This is a genomic window from Chryseobacterium sp. YIM B08800 (assembly GCF_026163565.1).
Classification (GTDB): Bacteria; Bacteroidota; Bacteroidia; order Flavobacteriales; family Weeksellaceae; genus Chryseobacterium.
The window spans coordinates 61,324-75,050 of record NZ_JAPDKN010000005.1; the positions used below are offsets into that span (position 1 = coordinate 61,324).

Consider the following 13,727-nt stretch of genomic DNA (forward strand, 5'->3'; position numbering starts at 1 on the left):
GTTGGTTTAAATTTCATTATTTTTACATAAAGTCGTTAGTAAATACATGAACACTCCGGAAACAATCAAATTATTTGAAAAAGCATATAAAGCAAAAACTGATAATAATTATTGGAATCAAATCTCACAACTCAGAAAATTTGCCACTCAAGAGATGATTTCCGAATGCATTCTTCTCATTGATTCTGAAGATTTAAAATCTAAACAAATTGGAATTGATATTTTATCTCAGCTTGGGAAAAATAGAAAGAGTTTTATTCACAAAATGTTTGATAAAATCTTTAATTTTTTTGAAACATCTAATAACGAAAATTTAATTCTTACAAGCCTATTCGCCATAGGACACAATAATGAATATTTAAAAATAAAACATATTAAAAGTTTAGAAAAATTTAAAAACTCAAAATCAACAGATGTGAGATATGCTTTAACGTTTTCTTTGCTTGGAGTTGAAAAAAAGATAGCAATTGATATACTCATAGAGCTGGCTCAGGATAAAAGCTTAAAAATTAGAGATTGGGCAACTTTCGGCTTAGGAACACAGATAGAGACAGATAATAAAGAGATTAGGGGTATTTTATATAAAAATTCTTTATCAAATAATGATCAGATTAGACAGGAAGCAATAAAAGGTCTTGCAAATCGGAATGACCAGAGAGTCGAAAAATTAATACTTTCCGAACTTTATAAGGAAAATTTCGGCACTTTATTTTTTGATACTTTACTCAATATTAAAAATGGTGAACAATATCTTCCACTCATTATAAATATTTATGAAAAATATAAACATGACCAAGATATTAATACTGAATGGTTATCTGATTTGAAAAAATGTATTAAAGTCTTACAGGAAATATAAATTAATAAATTAGCTATTAAAAAACAATTATATGTTTGCATTCGCTCTTGATACCCTCGAAAAACCACAAATTATTTCTTTAATTGAGAATGTAAAAAATCTCGAAAGCAATAAAACCAATTTTGGTTTTCGCAAACTTAGGTTAATTAATGTTGAAAATCCTACCCGATTAAAATTAGAAATAGAAAAAGCAATTGATAATTCTGACAATCACGGTTGCATTTATCTTTTAGATCAGAATAATTCAATTCTTACAGGAACATTTATCAATAATATTAAAATTTCAAAATCAGATAAGAATAATCTCAGTTTGAGCGGCTATGTTTGGCATCAACCAAAAGGTTATTATAAAGCCTGGAAAATGAAGATGAATAACCAAATTAATGATAAAAATATTTGGAAAAATTTTGAAAAGAATGAATTACAAGGTTGGTTAGTTTTTGCTTTAAACAATATGAATACTGAATCTTCAAAAGAAGATCTAATAATAGAAATCAACGGAGATCATTTTAATAATCTTGATGAGTTCTTTTGTACGCTTGGTGAAGAAATCAATGGAGTTGCAGGATATTTTGGAAGAAACATTCCGGCTCTTTACGATTGTATGAGAGGTGGTTTTGGAGTTAACTCAATTGAAAAACTCACTTGGAAAAACCATCAGAAAAGTAAGAAACTTTTTAAATCGAAATTCTGCAAATATTTGAAGATTTTGATGTTGAAATAAACCTGCAATAAGTTTTGGCTAAAGCCAAATGAATTTTTTGATTTTTGAGCGGGCTAAAGCCCGCTCCTATTGATTTAGAGGCAACCTTGTCAAGGTTAACTTTCATGTGGTTAATAACCTTGACAAGGTTTAAAAACATAAAAAAAAGGCAGACCTTCAAGATCTGCCTTCAAAAAATATATTGTCTTATTTTTTACTCTACATTTACTACCTTCTCAATTTCAGGAGCGTGCTGTTTGATAGTATTTTCTACGCCTAATTTCAAAGTTGAGAAATTAAGAGAGCAACCAGAACAGTTTCCTAAAAGTTTTACAAAAACAGTATTGTCTTTTACATCCAAAAGCTCAATATCACCGCCGTCTTTATTCAAAAACGGACGAATGCTTTCCAGAGCTTCCATTACTCGGGTTACAGTGTCTTCGTGTGTTGTATTTGTCTCCATATTTGGGTTTGGTTTTCAAAAATGTATTTGAAATTATTTTAATTATTTTTTTGGTGAACAACCAGCCATTGTTGATATTTTCACGGCTTCAGTTGGCGGAAGAAACTTATTTCTTTCTACTAAACTCTCTACCATTTTCTTCGCAGTTTCTGTATAGATCTCAGCGATTTTAGAACCTTCCTGTAAAGCTGCTGGTCTTCCTACATCTCCAGCTTCTCTGATGCTCTGAATCAAAGGAATTTCACCTAAAACAGGAATATTTAAATCTTCAGCTAAATATTGCGCACCTTGGTTTCCAAAGATATAATATTTATTGTCAGGTAATTCTTCCGGTGTAAAATACGCCATATTTTCTACCAATCCAAGAACAGGAATGTTGATACTTTCCATATTAAACATGGCAATACCTTTTCTAACGTCTGCCAAAGCAACGTGTTGAGGTGTACTTACGATTACTGCTCCTGTTACCGGAACTTCCTGAATGATAGACAAATGAATATCACCCGTTCCCGGAGGAAGGTCAATTAATAAGAAATCTAATTCTCCCCAAGCTGCATCTCTGATCATTTGGTTCAAAGCTTTTGAAGCCATTGGTCCTCTCCAAACTACCGCCTGATTGGCTCCTGAAAAATATCCGATAGAAAGCATTTTCACACCGTAATTTTCGATAGGTTTCATTAAGCTTTTTCCGTTTACGTCTACAGAAATTGGTTTTTGACCTTCTGTATCAAACATTGTAGGAACAGATGGCCCGTAAATATCGGCATCTAATAAACCTACTTTAAAGCCCATTTTTGCTAAAGTTACCGCAAGGTTTGCAGAAACTGTAGACTTACCAACTCCTCCTTTTCCGGATGCGATGGCAATAATATTTTGAATTCCAGGAATTTGTTTTCCTTTGATCTGACTTAGCTGAACCTCACTCGGCTCCGGAGAAACTATTTTAAGTTTTAAATTAATCTCTTCACCAAATTCACTTGCAAACGCCTGTTTCATTGCTGCCTCAAGCTTTTTCTTTTCGTGCATTGCCGGTGAATGAGCCGTCATATCGATATAAACGTCATTCCCCATCAACTGAAAATTAGTTACCAAGTCATCTACTTCTATTTCTTTAAGGAAATCCTGAACCTTTTCTTTAGTCAACATAAAAATATAAATTGAATGCAAATTTACGGAAATTTTAGCTATTTAGAATCAATAAACATGGTGATAGATAAATTCTTTTGCAAACCTAAATTTTATGTATTTTAGGGGCGATTTTAAATTATATCCATGAAAAAAATAATATTCGTTCTTTTAGGATTAGTTGCTCATAATTCATTTTCACAAAATTATTCGCAATATGTAAATCCTTTTATCGGAACGGGCGGTCACGGACATACTTTTCCCGGTGCGATTGTACCCTTCGGAATGGTTCAGCTTTCTCCGGACACAAGAATTGACGGAAGTTGGGATGGTTGCAGCGGTTATCATTATTCCGATTCTGTAATCTACGGATTTTCTCATACCCATTTAAACGGAACCGGAGTTTCAGATTACGGTGATATTATGCTGATGCCTACAATGGGGAAACCCGGATTAACACCAAAAGAATATTCATCAAAATTTTCTCATAAAAACGAAAAGGCAACAGCGGGTTTTTATTCAGTAAAATTAGATAAACATAATATTGATGCTCGTTTGACGACCACCGCAAGAGTCGGTTATCACGAATATAAATTCAACAAAGCCGGAAATGCAAATATTATTTTAGACTTAAATCACAGAGATAAACTTCTGGAAGGTGAAGTAAGAATTATTGACAGCAAAACGATTGAGGTTTTCAGAAGAAGTGAAGCTTGGGCAACCAATCAATACATTTATGCGAGAATTGAGTTTTCAAAACCGATGAAAGTTTCAAGCAAAAGCTTTAACGGTAAAAACGAAAACAATACTTTTTCTGGAACTAAATTAGCTTTAGCATTTACTTCATCAGTAAAAAAAGGTGAAAAAATAAGTGTAAAAGTGGCGATTTCTCCGACAGGTTATGAAGGAGCAGCAAAAAATATGTTGGCTGAAGGAAAATCAAATAATTTCAGTGAAATTCAGAACCAGGCAATTGCAGACTGGAATAAAGAACTTTCTAAAATTGAAGTTAAATCTAGCGATAAAAACAAGCTGGCAATTTTCTACACTGCAATGTATCACGTTTTCACGCAACCGAATATCAATATGGATGTTGACGGAAAATACCGTGGTAGAGACAACAAATTTTACACAGCAAATGATTTTGGATATTATTCTGTTTTCTCACTTTGGGATACTTTCAGAGGAGCGCATCCTTTGATGACTTTAATCGACAGAAAAAGAACCGCAGATTTTGTGAATACTTTCATCAAGCAACGTGAACAAGGCGGAAGAATTCCGGTTTGGGAATTAGCTTCTAACGAAACCGAATGTATGATTGGCTATCATGGAGTTTCTGTAATTGCAGATGCAATGGCAAAAGGAATTACCGGTTTTGATTATGAAAAAGCTTTTGAAGCTTCAAAAAATTCGGCGATGCAGGATATTTTTGGTTTAAATGCTTACAAACAGAAAAATTACATCAGCATTGATGATGAGCACGAAAGTGTTTCTAAAACTTTAGAATACGCTTATGACGACTGGTGTATCGCTCAAATGGCGAAAATTTTAAACAAGAAAGAAGACTACGAATACTTCATGAAACGTTCTCAGAACTGGAAAAATCTTTACAATCCAAAGAACGGTTTTATGCAGGCAAGAAAAAACGGGAACTGGTACGAACCTTTTGACCCGAGTGAAGTCAATAATAATTACACTGAAGGAAATTCTTGGCATTATTCATACTTTGTTCCACAGGATATTCCGGGATTGATTCAGGCTCATGGCGGAAAAGAAAAATTTGAACAGTTTATCGATGCTATTTTCTCAGCTTCAGATAAAACAACAGGTAGAGAACAGGTAGATATTACCGGATTGATTGGACAATACGCACAAGGAAACGAGCCGAGTCATCATATCGCTTATCTTTATAATTTCGTTGATAAGCCTCAGAAAACAGAAGAAAAAATCAAATTTATTCTTGATAATTTCTACAAAAATACTCCAGATGGGTTGATCGGAAATGAAGATTGCGGACAAATGAGCGCATGGTTTATTTTAAGCTCAATGGGAATTTATTCTGTAACTCCAGGGAAAGCTGAATGGGAAACAGTAACTCCATATTTTGATGAGGTTAAACTGCATTTAGAAGACGGAACGACAAGAATCATCACAAAAAACACTCCGAAAAGTGAGCTTAAAACTTTAGGTTTTGAAAACGTGAAACCGATTAAAGACCTAAAATATGCAGAACAGACTGCTTCACCTGTTATCAGTGCAGATCGTCTTTTTGAGTTTACCACTCAGGTAAAAATCACTCCGCTGAATGAAAAAGATAAAGTGTATTACATGACTTTGGATGATGATGATAAAAATGTAAGAAAAACTTTTAAAGTGTATAAAGAACCGTTCACTATCAACAAAACAACACAGGTTTCCACGTATGCTGAAAGAAATAGTGAGAAAAGCGGAATTACTACATCCAACTTCAACAGAAGACCAAATCATTGGGATGTAACGATTAATTCAACCGTAAATCCACAATATACAGCAGGCGGAAAATTGGCAATTATTGACGGAATCAACGGAGATGTCAACTGGAGAAAAGGTGAATGGCAAGGTTACCAAGGTCAAACAGTGGAAGCAATTATTGATTTTAAATCTCCACAGCAGATCAATGAAATTTCTTCAACGTATTTACAGGACAGCAGAGCGTGGATTTTAATGCCTAAAAAAGTAGAATACTACGCTTCAATGGACGGAAAAACGTTCATTTTACTGAAAGCTTTAGAAAATAACATCGATCCTAAAGATATCAATGTTCAGGTAAAAGATTTCAGAACAACGGTTCTTCCAACTGAAGCAAGATATGTAAAAGTAAGAGCGTATCACTTCGGAAAACTTCCGGAATGGCATCAAGGCGCAGGTGGTGAAGCTTATGTTTTTGTGGATGAAATTTCTGTGAAATAAAAAGTTTAAGATCATTTTGAATTATAAAAAATCCGCTCCATAACTGGGGCGGATTTCTCCTAAACTTAACTGAACATAAATCATTCTAATCCTTCATAATTTTCTGAGAAACAGATTGATTCTCTATTATTCCGGTGATGATATAATTTCCTTTTGGTAAATCGGCAACATTAATACTATTTGTTTTTAAAGAAACAATGGTTTTCACCAATTGACCAGACATACCATAGATTTGTACACGATTTACTTTTTCTCCAAAAACAATCTCATTGTTTTTAACCAGAGTATTTTTTATAAATGATGATTTTACATTTTTAACATCTGAAACGCCTAATGTAGCACCAGAAGAATTCTGTGGACTTGGTGTTCCCGTAGCAAAATCTGCAGCATTATTATTGGTGTCGCCAGAAATTCTTGAAATAGACAGCGCATTAGATGGTGCAGGTGCATAACTCGCTCCTTCAAACTGATTAGCACTGGTTCCGTAACCTACAAAATCTAAAACATTAGTACTTGTAGGGGAAGTAGGTGCAGTAGCATCAGATGTAAGTGCAACTTTCCCTGTTATCGTTGATAGATTTAAAGTTCCTATTAAATCTGGTGTTATTGGCAAATCTGTTCCTTTTGTTCCTGCATTACCTTCCTGAACCAAATAAATTTGTCCGGGAGCTAAAGTTATAGTTGGTATTGCATGGCTATCTGAAAAGCTTCCCGTGCTGCTTGCATATTTTAAGTAAGCACCAGTAAGTGTCACACTTGTAGCACCTATATTTTTCAACTCTATGAAATCATATTTATATACCGATGTAACAACAGCCGATCCGCCTCCTGTATAAATTTCATTGATTACGACTTGAGCTTTTGAAGTCATAGCTAGGGCAACTACCCCTAAAATTGTAAAGATTTTTCTCATAGTTTTTGTATTATTAATTTGATAAAAGTATGATTTTTCAAGGTTAATAATTAGCTATTTATCGGCATTTCTACGAGATAGGTGGTAAGTAGGTGTTCTTTTTAAACGATTTTTACATTGATAGGTGTGATCAGTGAATTTTTTTGTGACCGTTTAGTATTTTTTTGAAATACTTAAAGACTTATTAACAATATTAATTCATTCTTTCAGACCAATTTAATTCCTTAGGAAGTTCTTTATCTGAAAATTCTATATGTATTACTCTTCTTTTCTTTCCGTTTGTTGTTCGGTTTGAACCATGAAGAAGCAAAGGTTTCATAATCATAATCCCACCTTTTTCTACGTTGCAGATATTTTCTGTTTCCACATTCCAATCGATAGTTTCGGGTCTGTAAATTCCTTTTGAATGGGATTTGGGAACAACTTTTAAAGCGCCATTATTTTCATCGGTATCATCTAAATGAATTCTGATGGTAAAGATATTTTCAAGAATATTTAAAGGCGGCTGTACAGCAAACTGATTCTGTTTGGTTGTCCATGGTCCGAAATTTTCTAGTTCAATCTTTTTATCAATAGAAATGGTTAAATCCTGATGATAGGCAACATACCAGTTTGATCTTTCAGGTTTGTCGAAATAAATACTTTTTACGGCAAAATACTCTTCTCCAAAAATATTTTTAATGATCTCTTTTAAATTATCATTAAAAATGAAATCTTTTACTTTAGGAATTTCCTTTAAAAATTGTCTGATTGCAAAAAGGTCTTCCGATTTTCTGAACGTTTCTTTTGAAGTATCAATATTTTGAATGACTTCGCTTATTTTTTCAATTTCTTCGTCTGAAAAAATATTGTTGATTACTGTGAAGCCACTTTCCTGAATTAGATTTTTATGATTTTGTAAATTCATTATTATAAGTTTTTATTTCCACATGTTTATCATTTTGAAAGAAGTATAGCGGATTGAAGAATCTATTTTAAACGCAAATATCGCAAAGATTTTTTTTAAATGTTTGAAAATATTTTTCGTTCGCAAAGGCGTTCCACTCAGCAAAGGAATACAATATTTATCATTACGGAGAAATCTTAATGATAGTATTAAAGATTCATGGTTGGATTCTTTCAGAATGACAAACTTTGTGTTTATTTCTATACTGAAAAATAATGACTGCAACCCTAGCCTCGATTGGAATGACATCCTTTTTGGTTGCGGGTGGAGCGAAGCGGAACCCGTAACCAAAAAGATACAATGGAAAGCGGGAAAAAGCTTCAAAATAAAAAAATGGTCAATAATGAAGATTAAAAATTCACTATTGACCATTTATTAGCTTATCTAAATTGATACTTTACATATCTCCACCATGACTTTCAAGCTGCCCTTCCCATTTTGAAACGGCAGAAGTTGCCAAAGCATTCCCTAAAACATTGGTCATACTTCTCGCCATATCGCAGAAGTGGTCGATAGGAAGAATTAAAGCAATTCCTTCTGGTGGAATTCCAAACATAGAGCAAGTGGCAACAATAATTACCAAAGACGCTCTTGGAACTCCGGCAATACCTTTTGAAGTTAACATTAACACCAAAAGCATAGTAATTTGTTGTCCGATAGACATTTCAATTCCGTAAATCTGAGCGATAAAGATCGATGCAAAAGTCATGTACATCATACTTCCATCTAAATTAAATGAATATCCTAAAGGTAAAATAAATGATACCACTCTATTGTTACAGCCAAATCTTTCTAATTCTTCAACTAATTTAGGAAAAACAGCTTCCGAACTTGTTGTAGAAAAAGCAATCAGCAAAGGTGATTTAATTCTTTTTAATAGATCAAAAAGACGGTTTCCTAAGATTAAATATCCTACAATCAATAAAACAAGCCACAGAACGGCAATCGCAAAGAAAAAGTCTCTCAGATAAATGGCATATACCTTAAATATTTCAAAACCATTCGTTGCGACAACGGCAGCAATTGCACCTAAAACTCCAAGTGGTGCAAACCACATGATGTAACCCACCATTTTTAGAATCGCATGAGCAACCACATCAAATAATTTAATAACAGGCTGCGAATATTCGTCACCCAAATTAGCCAAAGCCACCCCAAACATAATCGAGAAAACTACGATTTGAAGAACTTCATTTGTTGCAAAAGCTTCAAAAATACTTTTAGGCACAACGTGTTTTACAAAATCTTCCATAGAAAAACCTTTACTTGATTTTAAAAGTTCTTCTGCAGACGCAGCATCCTGTATCGGAAGTTTGGTCACATGTCCCGGTTCAAGCCAGTTTACCAAAATCAGACCTATGAAAAGAGAAACTAGAGATGCAGAGATAAACCAAAGCATCGCTTTTGACCCTACTCTACCAATCATTTTGATATCGCTCATTTTGGCAATTCCTACCACCAAGGTTGTAAAAACCAAAGGCGCAATGATCATCTGAACCAGTCTGATGAAAATAGTTCCGAGAAGTTTGATCAGTTCAGAAAATGAAACAATATTGTCAATTGATGTTTCCCTACCTAGTTGAGTTTTTTTCACAGAAAGTAAATCTACATCAGATTTATTACTGATAACCTTAGGTGTAAAAACAGTTTTTGCTCCTTCTACAACAGGTTGAATATCAGTTTTTGGATTGTTTTTATAAAATAATTTAGCCTCTGCTTCATTTTTTACAATCGTTATTTTCTGTTTATATTGTATGTTGTCTGTTCCTACAAAAGAAACAACATCAAAGTTTGAGTTATCATTATTTATTTTTTCGGTGTTCATTCTAATTTCATTCCCTCTACCGAAATTGTGAACGTACCCTCCAATTATTACACCCAAAATAAGTGAAACAATGATGGCAATAAATAGTTTATTTTGTCCTTTCATATCTATTATCAATTGCCACAAATATAATAGTTTTATAATTGAGGTTAAAAGTTTGTTTCGAGGCGTTACAATTTCATCATTCAAAAAAAATTAAACCTCAGATTATGAAAAAATTAAACCTCAGATTATGAAAAACTTAAAACAAAATATTTTTGAGAATTATTCTTTTTTTAGATAATTGGTATAGATTTTATTGTTACATTTGAGTCTAACGAAAACATTAAATTATCTTAATTATGAAAAAAACAATCACAATGTCTGCCCTAGCTTTGGCAGTATCATTTGGAGCTATTTCGTGTAAAAAGAAAGTTTCTGATGCTGATCTTCAGACTCAGGCAACAACTGTTGTAGCAGCAAGTCCTACTGCAACTATTGAGGTAAAAGAAGGAGTTGCCCATCTTGGCGGAACCTTTGCCACTCAGGCTGAAAAAGATGCAGCTATCAAATCTCTAAAAGAAATTAAAGGAGTAAAAGATGTGCATGATATGGCAACTGTAGAATCAGTTCCACCTCCACCACCGCCTGTAGAAACTGCATCAGCAGTAGATCCTATGATTCAGCAAAAAGTACAGGATGCTGTTAAAGATTTCCCTTCTGTAAAAGTAGAAGTTGTAAACAACGAATTAACACTTACAGGAAATGTATCTTCAGCTCAGGCCAGAAAAATTAAAGAATCTGTGGATGCTTTAAAAATCGGAAAATATAACAATAACTTAGTCGTAAAATAATTAAAGATGAGCACATTACAAGATAAATATTCAGGTGTAGTTTCTGCTGCTCAGTCTGCAGGAATTTCAAATCTACAAGTTCAGGAGCAGGACGGAATTCTTTATGTTTCCGGAAATGCATCAAACACCGCTGCAAAAGACGCAGTTTGGAATGCTTTAGGAGCAATTGATTCTACGTATTCTGCTTCAGATATTAATATCGACGTGCAGGTTGCAGGTCTTGCTGCAGGTGCAAATCTTACGGTTGCTACTGAAGAATCTAATCTGAACATCAGACAAGAGCCTTCTACTGAAGCTGCAGTTGTAGGAAAAGCGGCTAAAGGAGCTTCTGTAACTTTAGTGGAGCAAACTTCAGACGATTGGTGGAAAGTAAAAACTGCCGATGGACAGGAAGGTTACGCTTACTCAAGGTATTTGAAAGCTTAATTTCAATCGAAAAAATTTAAATATGAACATCTCCATTTTGGAGATGTTTTTTTGTGTGTTACTTTAATCATCCACCAAAAAAGAAGTCTTCAATTGACTTATTTTTAAGTTATACCATTAAATCTTAGAATAGACTTTTTTATAAAGTACTCTGGAGGAGCACTATCTGTGTAGTAGAAAATGATACCTCACACAGTGGAACTCCGTAGGAGTTCAATCTATTTCCAGTCAATTTAAAATAGAAATGGTATTACATTCAAATTTTACTCTTTTTTTCTCTCTAATGTCGAATTCTTTGTTGCTTTTACCAGCTCATTAATCTCGGCATAAGCTTCCTGCCATTCGGGAACTTCTTTCATAGCAGTGAGAATATTAAAATAAGATCTTAATGTTTTTTCTAAACTTCGGCGCACTGATGAGGCACTTTTCATTTGCCTAAGCTCCGCATTGGCTTCGCTCTGTTCTTCAAAAATATCTTCAAAATATTCATGCTTGTTTTTCATTTCTAAAAAAGCAATCGATAAAGATAAGTTGGCAATCTTCTGAGTATTTTCAGGACGTTCGAGTGCTTCAATCAGTTTTTTCATCTGTGCCGTTTGCGAAGAATAGCTCATCCGGTCGAGGTCTAGACCAAAATGTACAAAGACCTGATATAAATCTTCCGCATCCTGATAATTCGGTACCGAAACGACCTGTCGATACCCATTGAGAAAAGCTTTGATACAACTAAAGGCAACATCTCTGTCATGGTCTGCCGCTGCAACATCTTTTCCTTTTCCGCTAAAAGTTTTCTTGGTATACACCTCAGAATAATCTGCATAATGTGTGGTGAGCTCGTTCATCAAAGGATGATTGGTCAAAACCGGATATTTTCCGGAAGTAGAAACAGTGAGGGTTCTTTCTGTGAGGGTCGCCAAATCTTTGGTGCTCACTCTTTGTAGTGAAATTTTCATACGTCAAATGTGTTTTTGTTATTAATAATTAAAAAATTACTTCTATCAAATATAAAATAAATTGTATTTAAATACAAACACCTCTATTTTGATTTAAATATAAACCTACAGAAAGGACAAACACCCCTATTTTAATTAAATGTAAAATGTATTTTAATATAAACACCAGTGTTTTTACTTAATGTAAACTTGCAGAAAGGACAAACAAGGGTGTTTTAATTCAATGTAAAAATACAGAGAGGGGAAATGGTTGTGAGTTTTTTTTAATTTTTTTTGTGGGAATGTGAGATAGCGTAAAATTCATATGATGAGGAATTGTATATTTGAAAAAAAAATAGACTCGGAAAAATATTGCTTGCAAATATTTGGAAGTTAGTAAAAATTTTTATTCAATATATACTCACAATTTATGGACGAAAAATATTTTTCTAATTCAGAATTTGAAGAAACAGATAGAAGAGATATTGCTTTTCAGTTAGTTAATGCATTAAGGGAGGTCGTAAGTATCTCAAAAAAAATGAACCAGCCCATTTCATATGAACAAACACTTGACTTACTAAGTGATTTTTCTCCAGAAACTTATGATGCAATTGTTCCTTTAATGCAAAGAAAAAATGAAAGTGATTGGGTGAAATATTTTAAGGAGAAAGCCGATGCTTTATCTAGTGATGATAAAGTTGTCACGCCAATTGAGGTTATAAATGAAGAATTATCCGAATTAAAGAAAATAACTAATGGACGATATGATAAAAGATTTCTTAATAAAAGAGTACGAGATTACGAAAACGCACTTGATTATTTTTCACCAAGAAAAATTTCTGAACATAAAATATTGAACAGAGATTTCTATCAAACTGAAAGAGAAGACTTCGGAATTATAGAAACACTTTATGAAGATGAAGAGCATAAAGATTACAGACTTGATAATAATAAAATTCTAAGATTACGACTAATTCATCCAGATAGACCAGAACATATTATCGGAGCTGATTTAATTTACGAACATTTAGATACTAAAAATAAAAATGTTAGGTTTCTTCATATGCAATATAAAACTTGGAATAATAAAAGTTTAAATTTTAAAGCTGGAAGCTTAGATGAACAAATTAATAAATTAGAAAACATTTTATGCAAAGCCGGCTACTGCAAAGACTATGATGGAAAAAGAATTGGTAGATTTTACAGATTACCCTATTGTTGTGCATTTTTAAGACCAACAAGTAAAATGCAAAATTCAGACAGTAAAATGGTTAGCACAGGAATGCATATCCCAGTTTGTCAAGTGAAGGAATTAATGGAAACAGAAAAATCACTTACAAAAGACAATATTAAAGGAAAAAATATATCATATAAGATTTTTGATGAATTATTTAATTCAAATATGATAGGTTCTCGTGTTTTATCATTCGCTGAACATAGAAAATTCTATGAAGATAATGATTTATTGGACAATCGAAACATAGTAAGACTTCACGCTCAAGAAATTAGATTATAAAACTTCTTTAGCATCCCCACTGATGTGAGCATCATACTCGTACCCATTGATAAAGCGGACACAAGCGAGACACTTGCGCCAGCAAAGTGGTTGTTCATAAAAAATTGTTTAAAGCTTAGAAATCTTATCAAGGTTATTTTTATCATTAAGATTAACCTTGACAAGGTTCAGCAAAGTTCAATTCTAAATAAAACCGTAAAAGACCAGAATCCATTCCGGTCTTTTTGTTTTGTGTGA

The 13,727-nt window shown here is 33.3% G+C and carries 13 protein-coding genes; 7 read left to right on the forward strand and 6 right to left on the reverse strand.

Translation table 11 applies throughout. The features are described from left to right. Positions 1–46: 46 nt before the first annotated feature. Both OEW74_RS02890 and OEW74_RS02895 read left to right on the forward strand, forming a co-directional pair. The gene (locus OEW74_RS02890; RefSeq protein ID WP_265427064.1) at positions 47–859 is read left to right on the forward strand and encodes a hypothetical protein; all 813 of its coding nucleotides are present in this window, start codon (positions 47–49) and stop codon (positions 857–859) included. 31 nt (positions 860–890) lie between these two features. Next, the gene (locus OEW74_RS02895; protein WP_265427065.1) at positions 891–1,583 is read left to right on the forward strand and encodes a barstar family protein; all 693 of its coding nucleotides are present in this window, start codon (positions 891–893) and stop codon (positions 1,581–1,583) included. Positions 1,584–1,776: 193 nt separating this feature from the next. On the opposite strand, the gene OEW74_RS02900 is transcribed toward OEW74_RS02895, so the two are convergent. Together OEW74_RS02900 and OEW74_RS02905 are read right to left on the reverse strand one after the other, a co-directional pair. Beyond that, positions 1,777–2,025 (reverse strand): NifU family protein, encoded by a 249-nt coding sequence (locus tag OEW74_RS02900; RefSeq protein WP_265427066.1) that lies wholly within the window; start codon positions 2,023–2,025, stop codon positions 1,777–1,779. Positions 2,026–2,067: 42 nt separating this feature from the next. Then, positions 2,068–3,171 carry an Mrp/NBP35 family ATP-binding protein gene (locus OEW74_RS02905; protein ID WP_265427067.1) on the reverse strand — a complete coding sequence of 368 codons (1,104 nt, stop codon included), beginning with the start codon at positions 3,169–3,171 and terminating at the stop codon, positions 2,068–2,070. Between the two features lie 126 nt (positions 3,172–3,297). Between OEW74_RS02905 and OEW74_RS02910 the strand changes: the two genes are divergently transcribed. Continuing rightward, entirely contained in the window at positions 3,298–6,099 is a 2,802-nt protein-coding gene (locus OEW74_RS02910) for a GH92 family glycosyl hydrolase (RefSeq protein ID WP_265427068.1), read from the forward strand. A gap of 85 nt (positions 6,100–6,184) precedes the next feature. Here the strand turns inward: OEW74_RS02910 and OEW74_RS02915 are convergent, their stop codons facing one another. Both OEW74_RS02915 and OEW74_RS02920 read right to left on the reverse strand, forming a co-directional pair. Beyond that, entirely contained in the window at positions 6,185–7,012 is an 828-nt protein-coding gene (locus OEW74_RS02915) for a lamin tail domain-containing protein (protein WP_265427069.1), read from the reverse strand. Between the two features lie 193 nt (positions 7,013–7,205). Next, positions 7,206–7,919 carry a phytanoyl-CoA dioxygenase family protein gene (locus tag OEW74_RS02920; RefSeq protein WP_265427070.1) on the reverse strand — a complete coding sequence of 238 codons (714 nt, stop codon included), beginning with the start codon at positions 7,917–7,919 and terminating at the stop codon, positions 7,206–7,208. Positions 7,920–8,022: 103 nt separating this feature from the next. Here OEW74_RS02920 and OEW74_RS02925 point away from each other — a divergent pair, with 103 nt between their 5' ends. Beyond that, the gene (locus OEW74_RS02925) at positions 8,023–8,337 is read left to right on the forward strand and encodes a hypothetical protein (protein WP_265427071.1); all 315 of its coding nucleotides are present in this window, start codon (positions 8,023–8,025) and stop codon (positions 8,335–8,337) included. An 18-nt stretch (positions 8,338–8,355) separates the two neighbouring features. On the opposite strand, the gene OEW74_RS02930 is transcribed toward OEW74_RS02925, so the two are convergent. Continuing rightward, positions 8,356–9,888: a dicarboxylate/amino acid:cation symporter gene (locus OEW74_RS02930; protein ID WP_265427072.1), complete on the reverse strand. Its 1,533-nt coding sequence runs from the start codon at positions 9,886–9,888 to the stop codon at positions 8,356–8,358. 236 nt (positions 9,889–10,124) lie between these two features. Here OEW74_RS02930 and OEW74_RS02935 point away from each other — a divergent pair, with 236 nt between their 5' ends. Both OEW74_RS02935 and OEW74_RS02940 read left to right on the forward strand, forming a co-directional pair. Continuing rightward, a complete protein-coding gene (locus tag OEW74_RS02935; protein WP_265427073.1) occupies positions 10,125–10,616 on the forward strand; it encodes a BON domain-containing protein in 492 nt (163 codons plus the stop codon). Between the two features lie 6 nt (positions 10,617–10,622). Then, the gene (locus tag OEW74_RS02940) at positions 10,623–11,042 is read left to right on the forward strand and encodes an SH3 domain-containing protein (RefSeq protein WP_265427074.1); all 420 of its coding nucleotides are present in this window, start codon (positions 10,623–10,625) and stop codon (positions 11,040–11,042) included. A 263-nt stretch (positions 11,043–11,305) separates the two neighbouring features. Here the strand turns inward: OEW74_RS02940 and OEW74_RS02945 are convergent, their stop codons facing one another. Beyond that, positions 11,306–11,995, reverse strand: a complete 690-nt coding sequence (locus OEW74_RS02945) for a DUF6261 family protein (protein ID WP_265427075.1) — start codon at positions 11,993–11,995, stop codon at positions 11,306–11,308. Between the two features lie 409 nt (positions 11,996–12,404). Between OEW74_RS02945 and OEW74_RS02950 the strand changes: the two genes are divergently transcribed. After that, complete coding sequence (locus tag OEW74_RS02950) at positions 12,405–13,490, forward strand: hypothetical protein (protein ID WP_265427076.1); 1,086 nt, start codon at positions 12,405–12,407, stop codon at positions 13,488–13,490. The last annotated feature ends 237 nt before the right edge of the window (positions 13,491–13,727 follow it).